The sequence below is a fragment of the Enterobacter cloacae complex sp. Mu1197 genome, from assembly GCF_040059225.1.
GTDB classification, from domain to species: Bacteria; Pseudomonadota; Gammaproteobacteria; order Enterobacterales; family Enterobacteriaceae; genus Enterobacter; species Enterobacter quasiroggenkampii.
Genome location: NZ_CP157375.1, coordinates 1,372,636 through 1,391,710 on the forward strand (window position 1 = coordinate 1,372,636; position 19,075 = coordinate 1,391,710).

The following is a 19,075-nucleotide window of genomic DNA, read 5'->3' on the forward strand; positions in this document are numbered from 1 at the left end:
TTACCTCTTCAGCGGTACGATTTAACGCTGGGATCTCCCTGATGTTACCGTTATATTAATGTGTATATAACGCTACTCACAGGAGTTAAAAATGGCACGTACCTGGGTACGCCTTTTCGCAGGGGCAACGCTGACGCTTTCACTTACCGGCCACGCGCTGGCGGACGAGGGTAAAATCACGGTTTTTGCGGCGGCGTCGCTGACCAACGCGCTGCAGGATATCGCGGCGGCGTATAAAAAAGAGAAAAACGTCGAGGTTGTCTCCTCGTTTGCCTCTTCCTCGACGCTGGCGCGCCAGATAGAAGCGGGCGCACCGGCGGATCTGTTCATCTCGGCTGACCAGAAGTGGATGGATTACGCGGTGGAGAAGAAAGCGATTGATGCGGCAACCCGCGAAACGCTGCTGGGGAATAGCCTGGTTGTCGTGGCACCAAAAGCCAGCACCCAGGCTGACTTCACCATCAACAAAGAGACCCACTGGATAAGTCTGCTGAACGGCGGGCGTCTGGCGGTGGGCGATCCGGAGCACGTTCCGGCCGGGATCTACGCCAAAGAAGCGCTGCAAAAGCTGGGCGCGTGGGAGACATTGTCGCCGAAGCTGGCTCCGGCGGAAGATGTCCGCGGCGCGCTGGCGCTGGTGGAACGCAACGAAGCCCCGCTGGGCATTGTGTATGGCTCTGATGCCGTCGCCAGTAAGGGTGTGAAAGTGGTGGCAACGTTCCCGGAAGACTCCCACAAGAAAGTGGAATATCCTGTTGCGATTGTTGATGGACATAAAAATGCGACCGTGACGGCTTTCCGCGATTATCTGAAGGGGCCTGAAGCGTCCGCAATCTTTAAACGTTACGGATTTACGACTCACTGATGATATTGACCGATCCTGAATGGCAGGCTGTTCTGCTGAGCCTTAAAGTCTCTTCCCTAGCGGTTGCGCTGAGTTTGCCCTTTGGGATCTTCTTTGCCTGGTTACTGGTTCGCTGTCAGTTTCCCGGCAAAGCGCTGCTCGACAGCGTGCTTCATCTTCCGCTCGTGTTGCCGCCCGTGGTGGTCGGTTATCTGCTGCTGGTTTCGATGGGGCGGCGCGGTTTTATCGGCGAGAAGCTCTACGACTGGTTTGGGCTGACGTTCGCTTTTAGCTGGCGCGGTGCGGTACTGGCGGCAGCGGTAATGTCATTTCCGCTGATGGTGAGGGCGATCCGTCTCGCGCTGGAAGGCGTGGACATGAAGCTCGAACAGGCGGCGCGTACGCTGGGTGCTGGGCGCTGGCGCGTCTTTTTCACCATCACGCTTCCCCTGACGTTACCCGGCATTATTGTCGGGACGGTACTGGCCTTCGCCCGCTCGCTGGGCGAGTTTGGCGCGACAATCACCTTTGTCTCGAACATTCCCGGCGAGACGCGAACCATTCCATCGGCCATGTATACCCTGATTCAAACGCCGGGCGGAGAGGGCGCGGCGGCGCGGCTCTGTATTATCTCAATCGTATTAGCCCTGGTATCGCTGCTGGTGTCGGAATGGCTGGCGCGGCTCAGCCGTGAGCGGATGGGGAAATAAGCATGCTGGAACTGAATTTCACTCAGACGCTGGGAAACCATACCCTGACGCTTAACGAGACGCTGCCTGCAAGCGGTATCACCGCCATTTTCGGCGTGTCGGGGGCGGGAAAAACATCGCTGATAAATGCCATCAGCGGCCTGACGCGCCCGCAGTCAGGACGGATTGTATTGAATAACCGCGTTCTGAATGACGTGGAAAACAAGGTGTATCTGTCGCCGGATAAACGCCGCATTGGCTATGTTTTCCAGGACGCGCGCTTATTCCCGCACTACAGCGTGCGCGGCAACCTGCGTTACGGCATGGCGAAAAGCATGACCGGGCAGTTTGATAAACTGGTGACGCTTTTAGGCATTGAGCCACTGCTCGACAGGCTGCCATCCTCGCTTTCCGGCGGAGAAAAACAGCGCGTGGCCATTGGCCGCGCGTTGCTGACCGCACCCGAACTGCTGCTGCTCGACGAACCGCTGGCCTCGCTGGATATTCCGCGCAAACGTGAGCTCCTGCCTTATCTACAGCGCCTGACGCGGGAAATTAATATTCCGATGCTCTACGTCAGCCATTCGCTGGATGAGATCCTGCATCTGGCCGACAAAGTGCTGGTGCTGGAAGAGGGCAGCGTCAAGGCCTTCGGCAACCTGGAAGAGGTCTGGGGCAGCAGCGTGATGCACCCCTGGCTGCCCCGGGAACAGCAGAGCAGCATCCTGAAAGTGAGCGTGCTGGAACACCACCCGCACTACGCGATGACGGCGCTGGCGCTGGGCGATCAGCACCTGTGGGTCAATAAGATCGACAAGCCATTACAGTCCGCGCTGCGTATTCGTATTCAGGCGTCGGACGTTTCGCTGGTGCTGCAGCCGCCGCTGCAAACCAGTATTCGAAATATCCTGCGCGCCAAAGTGGCGGAATGTTTTGATGATAACGGCCAGGTGGAAGTGAAGCTCGAGGTGGGAAGCAGAACGCTCTGGGCACGCATCAGCCCGTGGGCCAGGGATGAGTTAGGGATCAAACCTGGCCTGTGGCTCTACGCGCAAATCAAGAGCGTCTCGATCACCGCCTGATTACAGCAGGTGGGTATAAATGTACTGCGCGATGCTGTCGGTGGTGTTGTTGCCAATCACCACGTTAGCGCGCGCTTTTACCGCGTCGTCGGCATTGCCCATCGCCACGCCCGTACCGACGGCTTCGAGCATGCTGATGTCGTTGTAGTTGTCGCCGAAGGCGATCGCGTCCTGCATTGACCAGCCCTGCGATTCCACATACTGCGTCAGACGCTTGCCTTTGCTGTTGCCTTTGCGGGCAATATCCACCTGATCGTGCCAGGACCATTCGCACTCCAGACCCAGCGTCTGTTCCACGTGTTTCGCGAAGGCATTCAGTTTAGTGGTGTCTTCATCCGTCAGGGCAAATTTCCAGATAGCCTCAACGTCCTGGGCTGCCTGACGCAGGGAAGTTACCTGAGTAAAGACCGGACGCTGCGCTTCAGGCAGGGACAACGCCCAGTTGCTGGTGCGCACCACATGGCCGGTTGGGCGCTCGTACACCATCGCGTTATCCACGTACATCAGGCCGTGAATGGCATGCTCATCCAGCAGATCAATCAGTTGCAGCGCCTGGGGAACCGGCAGCGGGTCGGAGGCTAAAACCTTTTTTGCCTGATAATCATACAAATAAGTGCCATTACAACAAATTGCAGGTGTATCTAACGCCAGTGCCTGATAAAAAGGGTGAATGGCAACGTGATGTCGACCCGTTACGATAAGGAGTTGATATCCCGCTTCCTGTGCGCGTTTAAGCGCTTCCAGAGAAGAGGGGAGAAGGGTTTTTTGCGGCGTCAGTAAGGTACCGTCTAAATCCAGAGCAATCACACGCGAGGTCATTTGTTTTTCCGGGTTAATATTGAATTTACGTTTTGATGGGATGGTACACCGAGAGGCGAACGCTTCAAAACTCCTGTCGACAATTCAGCATTCACCGTCAAAAGTTAACTACTTTCATGCGCAGTGAGGAGTGAATATTCATGAAACAAACCGTTTATACCGCCAGTCCTGAAAGCCAGCAGATCCACGTCTGGCGTTTAAATACCGAAGGGACACTCACGCTGGTTCAGGTTGTTGATGTGCCAGGTCAGGTGCAACCGATGGTTATCAGCCCGGATAAACGTTTCTTGTACGTGGGTGTGCGCCCGGAGTTTCGCGTGCTGACCTATCGCATCTCTCCGGACGACGGCGCGCTGACTTACACTGCCGAAGCCCCGTTGCCGGGCAGCCCAACCCATATCTCAACCGATCGTAAAGGCAACTTTGTCTTCAGCGGCTCTTATAACGCGGGTTGCGTCAGCGTAACCCGTCTTGAAGATGGCATTCCGGTTGAAACCGTGGATGTGGTGGAAGGGCTTGAAGGCTGCCACTCGGCGAATATCTCTCCGGATAACCGCACGCTGTGGGTGCCTGCGCTGAAGCAGGATCGTATCTGCCTGTTCACCCTGAGCGACGATGGTCACCTGGTGGCGCAGAATCCAGCTGAAGTCACGACGGTAGAAGGCGCAGGTCCTCGTCATATGGTCTTCCATCCGAACCAGCAGTACGCCTACGTGGTTAACGAACTGAACAGCTCTGTGGACGTATGGGAACTGAAAGATCCAAACGGTCAGATTGAGTGCGTGCAGACGCTGGACATGATGCCGTCTGATTTCTCCGACACCCGCTGGGCGGCAGATATCCACATTACGCCAGATGGCCGTCATCTGTACGCCTGTGACCGTACCTCCAGCCTGATTACCGTGTTTAGCGTTTCCGAAGACGGCAGCGTGCTGGCGGTTGAAGGCTTCCAGCCGACGGAAACCCAGCCGCGCGGCTTTAATATCGATCACAGCGGCAAATACCTGATTGCGGCGGGGCAGAAATCCCACCATATCGCGCTGTATGAAATTAAAGGCGAGCAGGGTCTGCTGGAAGAGAAAGGGCGCTACGCCGTAGGCCAGGGGCCGATGTGGGTGGTGGTTAACGCTCACTAAGCGGCTTAAAACAAAAAACCTCGCGAATGCGAGGTTTTTTTATGCCCGGTGGCACCGCGTTTACCGGGCCTACATAACCTGTAGGCCGGGTAAGGCGAAGCCGCCACCCGGCAAAAGGACTGCTTACTGCTTCGGCTCAGCAACCACTTTGCTACCCAGACCGCGGTTGTTGTACTCCCACATGCGGTTGAAGTTAGCGTCGTTCAGGTTACGCTGCACGTTCCCTTTATCGTCCACCGCACCGGTATTGCCGGAGAACGGACGTTTGGAGATTGCCGCATCCGCCCACGGCTTCGCCATGTTGAAGCCTTCGTTGATCACGCTGTCACGGATCACAACCTGACCGTTGGTCGCAGCGTCCACGTCCAGGGAGCGTCCCAGCTGCGCCACGCCGTCACTGGCAGCGTTAAAGCGGCTGTTCACGGCCAGGAAGCCGAAGAAGAGGTTCGACTGGGTTGCCGGAGCAAACACGTAACCTTCCTGCTGAGTGCGTGAGTTCACCACGCGGAAATCGGTGTTATCAAATACCACCGCGCCGCGGCCGGACACCAGATCCACATCACCTTCAACGTAGCTGTTGGTCACCAGCGTACGGGTCAGACGGTTATTCTGCAGCGTGTTCTGTACACCGCTGTTGGTCACGAAGAAGGTGTTCTGACGACCCAGGATGTTGACGTTGTTAATCTGCACTTTATCGCCATCGCTGCGCAGCGCGACGGCCTGGTGGTTACCGGCGTCAACGCTGTCACCCAGGGTATTCTGGATGGTCAGGTTCTGCAGCTGCAGACCGTTATTCTGGGACCAGAACACCGCTGAGCACATCACGCCAATGGTGGCGGCACGCTTGCTCTGGCAGTTATCAAACATGTACCACGCCGGTTTACCCGGCATATATTTACCGGCTGGGTTCACCAGGTGACGCCAGGTGTTGCTGTCGATTTCGGAATCAATCGCCAGGCCAATTTTTACGTCGATCGCTTTTTCGCCCAGACCGTAAAGCGTAATGCTGCCCGGTGCCGCCGGAACATAGACGGTGCCTTCATATTCACCTGGCAGGATCGCGATGTACTGGCGAGACGCGCTGTGTTTCGTGATGGCAGCATCTACCGCAGCCTGAATCGAGGTATGCGTTACGCCCTGCGCACCCGCCGGGCCAACCACGAAGTCAGGCTGTTTCGGCAGGTTAATCGAAGACGGGGTCCACGGCGCAGCGTTAGGATCCATCGACGAGAAGTAGTGCGCACGGTCGAAGTTCTTCGCTTCATCAGCAGACAAAATCGGGCGGGAGGCCGTACCGGGCGCGACCTGCTCAGAAGGCCGCTGATCCGGTGGGGTTGAACTGCATGCGGATAATGTCACGCTAAAGGCGAGTGCTAACGCCAGACGGGAAATCCTGGAAATGTTCAAGGTGAAGCTCCTGGGTATGCAAGTCTTTACGGGATAGACGAAATAGCCTGCTTTTTTATACTAAGTTGAGCGAAACGGGAAGATAAAAAGGGTAAAAGTTGCATTTTTAGCCCAGGGACGGCGGGTAAGTGATCACAAATAAATAACATTTTCCGCAAAGTCGGTTGACAGCAGACAACAGATGAAAATAAATGTCTATACAACCTATGACAAGTGGAATGCCCATGCAGCAGATTCATCCCGACGATGTGATATGGCGAAATGCGCGACTGGCTACGATGGCGCCGGACGTCTGTGCGCCCTATGGACTGAAAGAGCAACACGCCCTGGTCGTACGCGGCCACACCCTTCTGGCCGTGATCCCTGAATCTGACATTCCGGCCGGACACCGTCACTGTGTCGATCTTCAGGGACGTCTGGTCACGCCGGGCCTGATTGACTGCCATACCCACCTGGTGTTTGGCGGCGATCGCGCGGCGGAGTGGGAGCAGCGTCTGAACGGTGTCTCTTATCAAACCATCAGCGCCCAGGGGGGCGGGATTAACGCTACCGTGACGGCGACGCGCAGCAGCTCGCCCGAAACCCTGCTTAAGCTGGCGCAGCAGCGGCTTCAGCGTCTGATGAATGAAGGTGTCACCACGGTTGAAATCAAATCCGGATACGGTCTCAACGCCGAGGCCGAAGAGAAGATGCTGCAGGTCGCACGCCAGCTGAGCCTCAATAATCCGGTTGATATCAGCCCAACGCTGCTGGCAGCTCATGCGGTTCCGCCGGAATACCGACAGGATCCGGATGCGTACCTCACGCTGGTCTGTGAGCAGGTATTGCCCACGCTGTGGCAAAAAGAGTTATACGAATCAGTAGACGTGTTCTGTGAAAACGTCGGCTTTACCCCGTCGCAAACCGAGCGCCTCTTTAAGGCGGCGACCGCGCTCGGTATTCCGGTGAAAGGGCACGTCGAGCAGCTGTCGAATCAGGGCGGTGCGGCGCTGGTCAGCCGGTATAAGGGACTCTCCGCCGATCATATCGAGTATCTTGACGATGCAGGCGTTCAGGCGATGGCGCAAAGCGGCACGGTTGCGGTCCTGTTGCCGGGCGCGTTCTATTTTCTGCAGGAGCGCCAGCGTCCGCCGGTTGAACAGCTCAGAAAACAGGGCGTGCCGATGGCGGTCGCTACCGACTATAACCCCGGTACCAGCCCGTTTGCCAGCCTGCACCTGGCGATGAACATGGCCTGCGTTCAGTTTGGCCTGACGCCTGAAGAGGCCTGGGCTGGCGTCACGCGGCATGCCGCACAGGCGCTGGGCCGCGGGGAAACCCACGGACAGCTGCGGGCCGGGTTTGTCGCTGATTTCATCGTCTGGGATGCACACCATCCGGTAGAGATGGTCTACGAGCCGGGACGCAATCCGCTGTATCAACGTATTTTCCGTGGGGAGGAAGTATGAGGTTATGGCGGCCCGTAGCCGAAACGGTCTGGCAGGGGCGCGACGACAGCGCCGAGGCCAGCAACGCAACGCGCATTTTCCAGACGATACGGCAGCAGGGAGCGTTCACGCCGCTATCATCCGGCATTGCGCTGATAGGCTTTGAATGTGATGCAGGCGTAAAACGCAATCAGGGCAGGCCCGGCGCCGTGCAGGCGCCAGATATGCTGCGAAAGGCGCTGGCGAATATGGCCAGCCATCAGGGACACGATCGGCTGGCGGATATGGGCTCGGTTTACGTTGAAGGTGACGAGCTTGAGGCGGCACAGCAGACGTTAAGCGATGCCGTGACAGCCTGCCAGCGCTCCGGGATGCGCACGCTGGTCTTTGGCGGCGGACACGAAACCGCGTGGGCGCACGGTCGCGGCGTGCTGGACGCCTTCCCGAACGAGCGGGTTGTCATCATCAACCTTGATGCCCATCTCGATCTGCGCAAGGCCGAGCGGGCGACGTCCGGCACGCCGTTTCGCCAGCTGGCGCACTACTGCGATGAGCGCGGGCGGGCATTTCAGTACGCCTGCTTTGGCGTGAGCCGGGCGGCAAACACGCAGGCGCTGTGGGATGAGGCCGAACGCCTGAACGTCACGCTGGTGGAGGATCTCCATTTCAGGCGCGATGCACTGTCCGCGCTGGAAAGTATGCTGGCGCAGGCCGATCGCGTTTACCTGACGATCGATCTGGACGTCCTGCCCGCCAGCGAGATGCCTGCCGTTTCCGCTCCGGCTGCGTTAGGCATTCCGGCACTGGATCTCCTCCCCGTCATCGAACATATCTGCCGTAGCGGTAAGCTCCAGGCCGCCGATCTGGTAGAGTTTAACCCACAGTACGATCGGGACGGGCAGGGCGCTAAGCTCGCCGCCCGCCTGGCCTGGCAAATTGCTCACTGGTGGGCATAACACTATTCAAGGAGTCACGATGTTTTCACGCTCACCCCTGCCGCAGTCGAGCTCTCCCGCACCTTTCTACGAAAAGGTGAAGCAGGCGATCAGCGAAAAAATCGCCACCGGCGTCTGGCGGCCGCACGACCGCATTCCCTCGGAGGCCGATCTGGTGGCGCAGTTTGGCTTTAGCCGGATGACCGTCAACCGCGCGCTGCGCGAGCTGACCGACGAAGGGCTTCTGGTGCGTTTGCAGGGCGTTGGGACGTTTGTGGCGGAACCGAAAGGGCAATCCGCCCTGTTTGAAATCCGCAGTATTGCGGACGAAATTGCCGCGCGTAATCATCAGCACCGCTGTGAGGTGCTGGTGCTCGAAGAGACCCAGGCCAGCGCCGAGCAGGCGGTAGAGCTGAATGTCAAAGAGGGAAGCCGCATCTTCCACTCCGTGATGGTGCATTTCGAAAACGACATTCCGGTGCAGATTGAAGATCGCTGCGTTAACGCCGAACGGATACCGGACTATCTGAACCAGGATTACACCCACACCACGCCGCATGCCTATCTTTCGCTTGTCGCACCGCTGACGGAAGGGGAGCACATTGTGGAAGCCGTGCGCGCCACGCCGCAGGAGTGCGAGCGGCTGCGCATTAAAGAGCACGACCCGTGCCTGCTGATCCGCCGTCGAACCTGGTCCTCGTCGCACATTGTGTCGCATGCCCGGCTGCTTTTCCCGGGTAACCGTTACCGGCTGCAGGGCCACTTTATGTCATAAGTTTTATAAGCGTGATCGCTAACGCAATATAACAAAATTGTATCTTTTTTGTTAAATCCGACCTTGTGTGTGCTTGTCTATACAAGTATATCTAAATGCATCATCTGTCCCGTATAGGAGCACACAATGTCGTCAGGTAAATACCGCCAGCAGGACGTCCGCGCCGCGCGCGGCACCACCCTTACCGCCAAAAGCTGGCTCACCGAAGCCCCGCTGCGCATGTTGATGAACAACCTCGATCCGGAGGTGGCGGAAAACCCCCACGAGCTGGTGGTTTACGGCGGCATAGGCCGCGCCGCGCGCAACTGGGAATGCTATGACGCAATTGTAAAATCCCTGACCGAACTCGAACACGACGAAACCCTGCTGGTGCAGTCCGGCAAGCCGGTGGGCGTGTTTAAAACGCACAAAAACGCCCCGCGCGTGCTGATCGCCAACTCTAACCTCGTGCCGCACTGGGCAACGTGGGAACACTTCAACGAACTGGACGCGAAAGGGCTGGCGATGTATGGCCAGATGACCGCCGGGAGCTGGATCTACATCGGCAGCCAGGGGATCGTGCAGGGCACCTACGAAACCTTCGTGGAAGCCGGTCGCCAGCACTATAACGGCTCGCTGAAAGGCCGCTGGGTATTGACCGCCGGTCTGGGCGGCATGGGCGGCGCGCAGCCGCTGGCCGCCACGCTGGCCGGAGCATGTTCCCTGAACATTGAGTGCCAGCAGAGCCGCATTGATTTCCGACTGCGCACCCGCTACGTCGATGAACAGGCCGAGAATCTCGATGACGCGCTGGCGCGCATCAAAAAATACACGTCCGAAGGCAAAGCGGTGTCGATTGCCCTGTGCGGCAACGCGGCGGACATTCTTCCTGAACTCGTCGCCCGCGGCGTGCGCCCGGATCTGGTCACCGACCAGACCAGCGCCCATGACCCGCTGCACGGTTACCTGCCAAAAGGCTGGACGTGGGAAGTCTACCAGCAAAAAGCGGAAACCGATCCGGAAGGCACGGTGCTTGCCGCGAAACGCTCCATGGCCGAGCACGTCTCCGCCATGCTGACCTTCAGCCAGATGGGTATTCCGACCTTTGATTACGGCAACAACATTCGCCAGATGGCGAAAGAGATGGGCGTGAATAACGCCTTCGATTTCCCCGGCTTCGTTCCGGCCTATATCCGCCCGCTGTTCTGCCGCGGTATCGGTCCGTTCCGCTGGGTTGCCCTGTCCGGTGATCCGGAAGATATCTACAAAACCGACGCCAAAGTGAAGGAGATCGTCGCCGATGACGAACACCTGCACCACTGGCTGGACATGGCCCGCGAGCGCATTAACTTCCAGGGTCTGCCAGCGCGTATCTGCTGGGTAGGGCTGGAGTGGCGTCAAAAACTCGGCCTCGCCTTTAACGAAATGGTGCGCAGCGGTGAAGTTTCCGCGCCGATTGTGATTGGCCGCGACCACCTGGACTCCGGCTCCGTCGCCAGCCCGAACCGCGAAACCGAAGCCATGCGCGACGGCTCGGATGCGGTGTCCGACTGGCCATTGCTGAACGCCCTGCTGAATACCGCCAGCGGCGCGACCTGGGTGTCGCTGCACCACGGCGGCGGCGTGGGGATGGGCTTCTCCCAGCATTCCGGGATGGTTATTGTCTGTGACGGAACGGATGAAGCCGCCGCGCGTATCGCTCACGTGCTCCACAACGACCCGGCCACCGGCGTGATGCGTCACGCGGATGCGGGTTACGAGATTGCCATTGACTGTGCCAAAGAGCAGGGCCTTAACCTGCCGATGATCCCTGCCACACAAGGAAAGCATGAATGAACGCATTAACCCTCACTCCCGGCTCACTGACGCTCAAACAGCTGCGTAACGTCTGGCGTCAGCCGGTCACCCTTTCGCTGGATGAAAGCGCCCACGCCGCCATTAACGACAGCGTGGCCTGCGTTGAAGCCATCGTTGCCGAAGGGCGCACGGCTTACGGGATTAATACCGGCTTTGGGCTGCTGGCGCAGACCCGCATCGCGACACACGATCTGGAAAACCTGCAGCGTTCTCTGGTGCTGTCGCACGCGGCGGGCGTCGGCCAGCCGCTTGACGATGAGATTGTCCGTCTGATGATGGTGCTCAAAATCAACAGCCTGGCGCGCGGTTTCTCCGGCATCCGCCTGAGCGTGATCCAGGCGCTGATGGCGCTGGTTAATGCGGAAGTCTATCCGTGGATCCCGGCGAAGGGTTCCGTCGGGGCCTCCGGCGATCTCGCACCGCTGGCGCACATGTCGCTGCTGCTGCTGGGTGAAGGCAAAGCGCGCTGGCAGGGCGAGTGGCTTCCGGCGAAAGAGGCGCTGAAAAAGGCTGGCTTAACGCCGATCACGCTGGCGGCGAAAGAGGGGCTGGCGCTGCTGAACGGCACCCAGGCGTCGACCGCCTTCGCGCTGCGCGGCCTGTTTGAAGCGGAAGATCTGTTTGCCTCGGCGGTGGTGTGCGGTGCGCTGACTACCGAAGCGGTGCTGGGTTCGCGTCGCCCGTTCGATGCCCGCATCCACGAGGTGCGCGGTCAGCGCGGGCAGATCGATGCTGCCGCGATGTACCGTCACGTGCTTACCGACACCAGCGAGATCGCGGATTCACACCACAACTGTGAAAAGGTGCAGGATCCGTATTCCCTGCGCTGCCAGCCGCAGGTGATGGGCGCGTGCCTGACGCAGCTGCGCCAGGCGGCGGAGGTGCTGCTGGTGGAGGCCAACGCGGTGTCCGATAACCCGCTGGTGTTCGCCCAGGAAAACGAGGTGGTCTCCGGCGGTAACTTCCACGCCGAGCCTGTGGCAATGGCGGCGGATAATATCGCACTGGCGATTGCCGAAGTCGGCGCGTTGTCCGAGCGCCGCATCGCGCTGATGATGGATAAACACATGTCCCAGCTGCCACCGTTCCTGGTGCGTAACGGCGGGGTCAATTCAGGCTTTATGATTGCTCAGGTGACGGCCGCAGCGCTGGCAAGCGAGAACAAGGCGCTGTCGCATCCGCACAGCGTGGACAGCCTGCCAACCTCGGCGAATCAGGAAGATCACGTTTCGATGGCACCGGCTGCCGGGCGTCGTCTCTGGGAAATGGCCTCCAACACCCGCGGCGTGCTGGCGGTGGAATGGCTGGCGGCAAGTCAGGGTATCGATCTGCGTGAGGGGCTCAAATCCAGCCCGCTGCTGGAGCAGGCGCGTCAGGTACTGCGGGAGCACGTCACCCATTACGACGATGACCGCTTCTTTGCCCCGGATATCGATAAGGCGATGCAGCTTCTGGAAAAAGGGCGGCTGGTAGGACTGTTACCTTCGGTGCTGTGATTTTTTTGCCCGGTGGCGCTGCGCTTACCGGGCCTACGCGTGCAAAATCCAGGCCGGGTAAGGCGTAGCCGCCACCCGGCTTTTTTCAGGAATACATCGCTGTAATCGATGCGCTCCCCAAGGAATGGAAATGCACGTTAAACCCGACCATTGCGCCGCTCGCGCCTTCATCGACCTCAATCTTCTCCACATCCAGCGCGTGCACCGTGAAGATATAGCGGTGGGTTTCCCCTTTTGGCGGCGCCGCGCCGCCGTAGCCCGCTTTACCAAAGTCAGTGCGCGTCTGAATGGCACCTTCAGGCAGAGCAACCAGGTCTGAACCGGAACCCTGCGGTAGTACGCGCGTGTCGGCAGGCAGGTTCGCCACAATCCAGTGCCACCAGCCGGAGCCAGTTGGCGCATCCGGGTCGTAGCAGGTCACGACAAAGCTTTTGGTGCCTGCCGGAACCTCGTCCCACGCCAGGTGCGGGGAGATATTGTCTCCCTGATACCCCATGCCGTTAAAAACGTGACGTTCCGGCAGTTTTTCACCGTCGCGCAGATCTTTACTGATGATTTTCATACGGTTTACCCTCGTTGATCGCTCGTTCAGCAAGTGTAATGCATAGGGTTAAATCGTGAAATGCGCGGGAATGTTAACGGCTGTTACGACCGCGTCGGTTAATTTACGCAGTTGCTCCGGCGTAATGCTGTACGGCGGCATCAGGTAGATAAGCTTGCCGAAAGGCCGTATCCACACGCCCTGATCCACGAAGAAACGCTGCAGCGCCTCCATATTCACCGGATGGGTGGTTTCAATCACCCCGATGGCACCCAGCACTCGCACGTCCGCCACGAAATTCGCCCCCGAGGCGGCGCTCAGCTCCGCTTTCAGCTGCGCTTCAATCGCCGCAACCTGCGTCTGCCACTCGCCGCTCGCCAGAATCGCAAGGCTTTCACTCGCCACGGCGCAGGCCAGGGGGTTGCCCATAAACGTCGGGCCGTGCATAAAACAGCCTGCTTCGCCGTCGCTGATGGTGTCGGCGACCTGGCGGGTCGTGAGCGTGGCGGAGAGCGTCATGGTGCCGCCCGTCAGCGCTTTACCGAGGCACAGAATATCCGGGGCGATACCCGCATGTTCGCAGGCAAACAGCTTGCCGGTGCGGCCAAAGCCGGTGGCGATCTCATCGGCAATCAGCAGAATGCCCTCGCGGTCGCACATTCTGCGAATACGCCTCAGCCATTCCGGATGGTACATCCGCATTCCGCCCGCGCCCTGCACGATCGGTTCAAGAATGACGGCAGCAATCTCGTGACGATGTGCCGCCATCAGCCGCGCGAAGCCGACCATGTCCATCTCGTTCCACTCGCCGTCGAAGCGGCTCTGCGGCGCAGGGGCGAACAGGTTTTCCGGCAGATACCCCTTCCACAGGCTGTGCATGGAGTTATCCGGATCGCACACCGACATCGCCCCGAATGTATCCCCGTGATAGCCGTTGCGGAAGGTGAGGAAACGCTGGCGCGATTCGCCTTTGGCGTGCCAGTACTGCAGCGCCATTTTCATCGCCACTTCCACCGCCACGGAGCCGGAATCCGCCAGGAACACGCACTCCAGCGAGTCAGGCGTCATCGCCACCAGACGGCGGCATAAATCCACCGCGGGCTGATGGGTGATCCCGCCAAACATCACGTGCGACATCTGTTCAATCTGGGCCTTCATCGCCGCATTCAGGCGCGGGTGGTTGTACCCATGAATCGCCGCCCACCAGGAGGACATCCCGTCAACGAGCCGCTCGCCGCTGGCGAGGTGCAGCTCGCAGCCGTGGGCGGAGGCCACCGGATAGACGGGAAGGGGGCGGGTCGTGGAGGTGTAAGGGTGCCAGATATGCTGCTTGTCGAAGGCGAGATCGTCCTGGGTCATAATCGACTTGTAAACCATTTTGAAAAGTTTTAGGTTTACGAGTATAAACCGAACCGAAAATTAACAAAACCCTTTGGAGAAGCCCGATGGCTCACCACGCACGCTGGACGATGTCGCAAGTTACTGAATTATTCAACAAACCTTTCCTTGAGCTGATGTTCAAAGCCCAACAGGTGCATCGTCAGCATTTCGATCCCCGCCATGTTCAGGTCAGCACGCTGCTGTCGATCAAGACCGGCGCCTGCCCTGAAGACTGCAAATATTGCCCGCAGAGTGCGCGCTACAAAACCGGTCTGGAGTCAGAGCGCCTGATGGAAGTGGAGCAGGTCCTTGACTCCGCGCGCAAGGCGAAAAACGCTGGATCAACCCGCTTCTGCATGGGCGCGGCGTGGAAGAACCCGCACGATCGCGACATGCCGTACCTGGAGCAGATGGTGAAGGGCGTGAAGGAGATGGGCCTCGAAGCCTGTATGACCCTCGGTACGCTCAACGAAGAGCAGGCGCAGCGCCTCTCGGCCGCGGGGCTGGATTACTACAACCACAACCTCGACACCTCGCCGGAATTTTACGGCAATATCATCACCACGCGTACCTACCAGGAGCGTCTGGATACGCTGGATAAAGTGCGTGATGCGGGGATCAAGGTCTGCTCCGGCGGCATCGTGGGCTTAGGCGAAACGGTGAAAGACCGCGCGGGCCTGCTGCTGCAGCTGGCGAACCTGCCGACCCCGCCGGAAAGCGTGCCGATCAACATGCTGGTGAAGGTCAAGGGCACGCCGCTGGCGGATAACGAGGATGTGGATGCGTTTGATTTTATCCGCACCATCGCGGTGGCGCGCATCATGATGCCAACGTCTTACGTTCGCCTCTCAGCGGGCCGCGAGCAGATGAACGAGCAGACCCAGGCGATGTGCTTTATGGCCGGCGCCAACTCCATCTTCTACGGCTGCAAGCTGCTGACCACGCCGAACCCGGAAGAGGACAAAGACGTTCAGCTGTTCCGCAAGCTGGGGCTGAACCCGCATCAGACCGAGGTGCTGACGGGCGATAACGAGCAACAGCAGCAACTGGAGCAGCAGATTTTCAACGCCGACACCGACCAGTTCTACAACGCGGCAGCCGTATGACCTGGCAGGCACGGATCAACTCTGCGCTCGACGACCGTCGGGCGGCAGAGGCATTTCGCGTTCGCAGGGTGGTGGAAAACGGCGCGGGTCGTTTTCTTACCCGTGAAGGCCAGCGGTTCTGCAATTTCTCCAGCAACGACTATCTCGGGCTGAGCCAGCATCCGGCCATTATCCGCGCCTGGCAGCAGGGCGCGGAGCGGTTTGGCGTGGGCAGCGGCGGATCGGGACACGTCAGCGGATACACCACGGCGCATCAGGCGCTGGAAGAGGAACTGGCTGACTGGCTCGGCTACCCGCGCGCGCTGCTGTTTATCTCCGGCTTTGCCGCCAACCAGGCGGTCATCACGGCCCTGATGGGGAAGGCGGACCGCATTGTCGCCGACCGCCTGAGCCACGCCTCCCTGCTGGAGGCGGCAAATTTAAGCCCGGCGCAGCTGCGGCGTTTTGCCCATAACGATGCTGGACAGCTCGCTGCGCTGCTGGATAAACCCTGCGAAGGACAACAGCTGGCGGTCACGGAAGGGGTGTTCAGCATGGACGGCGACAGCGCGCCGCTTGCCGCGCTGCACGAGGCCGCAAAGCGGCAGCATGCCTGGCTGCTGGTCGACGATGCCCACGGCACTGGCGTGATGGGCGACGAAGGACGCGGAAGCGCGTATCAGCAAAACGTGAAGCCGGAACTGCTGATTGTCACCTTCGGCAAAGGCTTTGGCGTCAGCGGCGCCGCCGTGCTGTGCAGCGAATCTATCGCCGACTATCTGCTGCAATTTGCCCGCCACCTGATTTACAGCACCAGCATGCCTCCGGCGCAGGCCGTGGCGCTGTCAGCGTCGCTGGCAGTCATCCGCAGCGCGGAAGGGGATGAGCGTCGCCAGCGGCTGGCAGAGCATATCGCCCGCTTCCGTCAGGGACTCGCGGCGCTGCCCTTCCGCAGCACCGATTCGCAGAGCGCTATCCAGCCGGTGATTGTCGATGAAAATGCCCGCGCGCTGGCTCTGGCACAGGCGCTGCGCCAGCGCGGCATGTGGGTGACCGCCATCCGCCCGCCAACAGTACCACCGGGCACGGCGCGGCTGCGCTTAACCCTGACGGCGGCGCATGAACGACAGGATATTGAGACGTTGCTGGAGGCGCTCCATGATGCCGGTGAATAAGCAGGCCATCGCGGCGGCATTCGGCCGCGCCGCGCAGAGCTATTCGCAGCATGATGAGCTGCAGCGTCTGAGCGCGCAGGGGCTTCTGGCCGCGCTTGGCGAGAACCGTTTTCCCCAGGTGCTGGACGCCGGGTGTGGTCCCGGCAGCAACAGCCGCTACTGGCGCGGAGCGGGGAGCCAGGTGACGGCTATCGATCTCTCAGCACAGATGCTGGAAGAGGCGCGCCAGCGGCAGGCTGCAGATCGTTATCTGCTGGCCGATATCGAGACGATCCCGCTGGCAGATGCGCAGTTTGATCTGGTCTGGAGCCATCTGGCGGTTCAGTGGTGCAGCAGCCTGCCGCAGGCCTTGCGCGAGCTTTATCGCGTGGCGCGACCGGGCGGGAAGGTGGCGTTTACCACCCTGCTGGAAAGTTCGCTGCCGGAGCTGAATCAGGCCTGGCAGGCAGTCGATGAACAGCCGCACGCTAACCGGTTTTTATCGCATGATCAGGTGACGCAGGCGCTGGCAGGCTGGCGCGCTCGCAGCGTGGTGCAGACCATCACGCTCAATTTTAGCGATGCGTTCAGCGCCATGCGTTCGCTGAAGGGCATAGGCGCTACGCACCTGCATACCGGACGCGAGAAAAAGCCGCTCACCCGCGGTCAGCTGCAGCGCCTTGAGCTGGCCTGGCCGCAGCAGCGGGGTCAATTCCCGCTCTCCTATCAACTTTTTCATGGGATTATCGAACGTGACTGAACGTTATTTTGTCACCGGCACGGACACAGAAGTGGGCAAAACGGTGGCCAGCTCGGCGCTGCTGCAGGCGGCACGGCTGCTCGGGAAAAACACCGCCGGGTATAAGCCCGTGGCGTCCGGCAGCGAGATGACGGCGGAAGGGTTACGCAACACCGACGCGCTGGCGCTCCAGCGTAACAGCACGCGTGAACTCGCCTATTCCGCGGTGAATCCGTACACCTTTGCCGAGCCGACCTCGCCGCACATTATCAGCGCCGATGAAGGTCGTCCGATTGATTTCGCCGTGCTGTCTGCCGGATTGAGGACGCTGGAAAATCAGGCCGACTGGGTGCTGGTAGAAGGGGCTGGCGGCTGGTTTACGCCGCTTTCTGACACGCAGACGTTTGCTGACTGGGTGCAGGCCGAGCAGCTTCCGGTCATTCTTGTCGTCGGCGTCAAGCTGGGCTGCATCAATCACGCCATGTTAACTGCGCAGGCCATACAGCAGGCCGGACTGCGTCTGGCGGGCTGGATAGCCAACGACGTGGTTGCGCCGGGTAAACGACACCTGGAGTATCTGGCGACGCTCAGGCGCGTCCTGCCCGCGCCGTGCCTTGGGGAGATCCCCTGGCTTGCTGACGGCGCGGAAAATGCCGAAACCGGACGTTATCTCGATCTCAGCGTTTTGCTTCCCGCGACATCCAGTGAGCGATAAGCTCATCATCCAGTTCGGTAACGTGGCCCTGCGCCACGTTACGCCCGCGATAGAGCATACAGAAACGGTCCGCCACCCGGCGGATAAACGACAGCTGTTGCTCCGCTAACAGCACCGTCATACCCAGCTCCCGGTTTAATCGCCCCAGCAGCTGCACAAGCTTCTGGGCAACGCTGTGCCCCGCGCCGTGCAGGGGTTCATCCAGTATCAGCAGGTGAGGGCGGTTTACCAGCGCATTAGCCAGCGCCAGCTGATACTGGTCGTCCGGAGAGAGCGTGTTAGCGCGGGTTTGCCGCACCCCATAGAGCGCCGGAAACAGGTCGTAAACGTCATTTTTCGCCTCCGGGTTAGGTTTCCCCGTCGCCCGCATGGCGATATGCAGGTTCTCCTCAATCGTTAGCTGAGAGAAGATCCGCCTGTCCTGCGAGACATAGCCAATCCCCGGCCCGGAGCGCTGTTCTGACGGCGGGTGGAGCAAATCACGCGGCGGCGCGCCCGCCTCATACCAGATGATGCTGCCGCTTTCGACGGGCACTTTTCCGGCGATGCAATTCATGAGGGTGGTTTTCCCCATCCCCGGCAGGCCAACGACGCCTGTACACATCCCTTGCGGAAAATCTAAATCCACATTCCATAGCGTATGTTGACTTCCGTAAAACTGATTCACTGCACGCAGACTCAACATCTTTCTCTCCTTAAAAATGTGTGTAGGTGTGGCTCGTGGATGAATCTGCAAAACCCCTGCCATAAAGCGGAAAGTGGTTAAAAAAGCGACTTTTTTAGGAATAAGTCACGGAAGCGCGGCGGATAAAAACCGGGCTTGCACATCGACGGTGCTGGCGGTGGTGAGTTGTGGTGCAGAGCCTGAAAGGGTGAAAATGTGAGCAAGATCGCATCGGTTGGTTATGAATGACGCAACTGTTAATCAGCAAAAAATAGCTATAAAAATTTTTTGCCGCCGTCTCGTGGGAAAATCCGGGAATTTGCGGAGCGCCAGTCTGTATGGGCTGGAAGC

18 protein-coding genes are annotated in these 19,075 nt (G+C 59.5%); 13 read left to right on the forward strand and 5 right to left on the reverse strand.

Annotated features, from left to right (window positions below):
* Positions 1 to 91: 91 nt before the first annotated feature.
* From modA to modC, 3 genes are read left to right on the forward strand one after another with little or no spacing between them, the layout of a single operon-like run.
* Positions 92 to 865 (forward strand): molybdate ABC transporter substrate-binding protein, encoded by a 774-nt coding sequence (gene modA, locus ABFV38_RS06505; RefSeq protein ID WP_235404791.1) that lies wholly within the window; start codon positions 92 to 94, stop codon positions 863 to 865.
* Positions 865 to 1,554: a molybdate ABC transporter permease subunit gene (gene modB / locus ABFV38_RS06510; protein ID WP_045909470.1), complete on the forward strand. Its 690-nt coding sequence runs from the start codon at positions 865 to 867 to the stop codon at positions 1,552 to 1,554. Before modA ends, modB begins: the two co-directional genes overlap by 1 nt.
* A 2-nt stretch (positions 1,555 to 1,556) precedes the next feature.
* Positions 1,557 to 2,615, forward strand: a complete 1,059-nt coding sequence (modC, locus tag ABFV38_RS06515) for a molybdenum ABC transporter ATP-binding protein ModC (protein WP_167212242.1) — start codon at positions 1,557 to 1,559, stop codon at positions 2,613 to 2,615.
* On the opposite strand, the gene ABFV38_RS06520 is transcribed toward modC, so the two are convergent.
* Positions 2,616 to 3,434 (reverse strand): pyridoxal phosphatase, encoded by an 819-nt coding sequence (locus tag ABFV38_RS06520; protein WP_348958860.1) that lies wholly within the window; start codon positions 3,432 to 3,434, stop codon positions 2,616 to 2,618. It abuts the gene before it with no gap.
* Between the two features lie 140 nt (positions 3,435 to 3,574).
* Here ABFV38_RS06520 and pgl point away from each other — a divergent pair, with 140 nt between their 5' ends.
* Positions 3,575 to 4,570 carry a 6-phosphogluconolactonase gene (gene pgl / locus ABFV38_RS06525; RefSeq protein WP_235404790.1) on the forward strand — a complete coding sequence of 332 codons (996 nt, stop codon included), beginning with the start codon at positions 3,575 to 3,577 and terminating at the stop codon, positions 4,568 to 4,570.
* A gap of 123 nt (positions 4,571 to 4,693) precedes the next feature.
* On the opposite strand, the gene ABFV38_RS06530 is transcribed toward pgl, so the two are convergent.
* Positions 4,694 to 5,977 carry a putative acyl-CoA thioester hydrolase gene (locus ABFV38_RS06530; protein WP_348958862.1) on the reverse strand — a complete coding sequence of 428 codons (1,284 nt, stop codon included), beginning with the start codon at positions 5,975 to 5,977 and terminating at the stop codon, positions 4,694 to 4,696.
* Between the two features lie 224 nt (positions 5,978 to 6,201).
* Here ABFV38_RS06530 and hutI point away from each other — a divergent pair, with 224 nt between their 5' ends.
* The 5 genes from hutI to hutH all read left to right on the forward strand — a co-directional run bounded on the left by hutI (position 6,202) and on the right by hutH (position 12,446).
* Entirely contained in the window at positions 6,202 to 7,425 is a 1,224-nt protein-coding gene (gene hutI, locus ABFV38_RS06535) for an imidazolonepropionase (protein ID WP_348958864.1), read from the forward strand.
* Positions 7,422 to 8,360, forward strand: a complete 939-nt coding sequence (hutG, locus tag ABFV38_RS06540) for a formimidoylglutamase (RefSeq protein WP_348958866.1) — start codon at positions 7,422 to 7,424, stop codon at positions 8,358 to 8,360. Before hutI ends, hutG begins: the two co-directional genes overlap by 4 nt.
* 19 nt (positions 8,361 to 8,379) lie before the next feature.
* A complete protein-coding gene (locus ABFV38_RS06545) occupies positions 8,380 to 9,114 on the forward strand; it encodes a histidine utilization repressor (protein ID WP_045909476.1) in 735 nt (244 codons plus the stop codon).
* Between the two features lie 126 nt (positions 9,115 to 9,240).
* Positions 9,241 to 10,929 (forward strand): urocanate hydratase, encoded by a 1,689-nt coding sequence (gene hutU, locus ABFV38_RS06550; protein WP_348958868.1) that lies wholly within the window; start codon positions 9,241 to 9,243, stop codon positions 10,927 to 10,929.
* Positions 10,926 to 12,446 (forward strand): histidine ammonia-lyase, encoded by a 1,521-nt coding sequence (gene hutH / locus ABFV38_RS06555; protein WP_248240142.1) that lies wholly within the window; start codon positions 10,926 to 10,928, stop codon positions 12,444 to 12,446. Before hutU ends, hutH begins: the two co-directional genes overlap by 4 nt.
* Before the next feature lie 85 nt (positions 12,447 to 12,531).
* On the opposite strand, the gene ABFV38_RS06560 is transcribed toward hutH, so the two are convergent.
* Positions 12,532 to 13,008, reverse strand: a complete 477-nt coding sequence (locus ABFV38_RS06560; protein ID WP_008501131.1) for a kinase inhibitor — start codon at positions 13,006 to 13,008, stop codon at positions 12,532 to 12,534.
* Positions 13,009 to 13,056: 48 nt separating this feature from the next.
* A complete protein-coding gene (gene bioA / locus ABFV38_RS06565) occupies positions 13,057 to 14,364 on the reverse strand; it encodes an adenosylmethionine--8-amino-7-oxononanoate transaminase (protein WP_348958870.1) in 1,308 nt (435 codons plus the stop codon).
* 68 nt (positions 14,365 to 14,432) lie between these two features.
* Between bioA and bioB the strand changes: the two genes are divergently transcribed.
* From bioB to bioD, 4 genes are read left to right on the forward strand one after another with little or no spacing between them, the layout of a single operon-like run.
* A complete protein-coding gene (bioB, locus tag ABFV38_RS06570; RefSeq protein ID WP_348958872.1) occupies positions 14,433 to 15,473 on the forward strand; it encodes a biotin synthase BioB in 1,041 nt (346 codons plus the stop codon).
* Positions 15,470 to 16,627 (forward strand): 8-amino-7-oxononanoate synthase, encoded by a 1,158-nt coding sequence (bioF, locus tag ABFV38_RS06575; RefSeq protein ID WP_348958874.1) that lies wholly within the window; start codon positions 15,470 to 15,472, stop codon positions 16,625 to 16,627. The genes bioB and bioF overlap by 4 nt, the downstream gene beginning before the upstream one ends.
* Positions 16,611 to 17,366: a malonyl-ACP O-methyltransferase BioC gene (gene bioC / locus ABFV38_RS06580; RefSeq protein ID WP_348958875.1), complete on the forward strand. Its 756-nt coding sequence runs from the start codon at positions 16,611 to 16,613 to the stop codon at positions 17,364 to 17,366. Before bioF ends, bioC begins: the two co-directional genes overlap by 17 nt.
* Positions 17,359 to 18,060 carry a dethiobiotin synthase gene (gene bioD, locus ABFV38_RS06585; RefSeq protein WP_074180315.1) on the forward strand — a complete coding sequence of 234 codons (702 nt, stop codon included), beginning with the start codon at positions 17,359 to 17,361 and terminating at the stop codon, positions 18,058 to 18,060. The genes bioC and bioD overlap by 8 nt, the downstream gene beginning before the upstream one ends.
* Here the strand turns inward: bioD and ABFV38_RS06590 are convergent.
* Positions 18,023 to 18,745, reverse strand: a complete 723-nt coding sequence (locus ABFV38_RS06590; protein ID WP_196364846.1) for an ATP-binding cassette domain-containing protein — start codon at positions 18,743 to 18,745, stop codon at positions 18,023 to 18,025. The genes bioD and ABFV38_RS06590 overlap by 38 nt on opposite strands.
* Positions 18,746 to 19,075 lie beyond the last annotated feature (330 nt).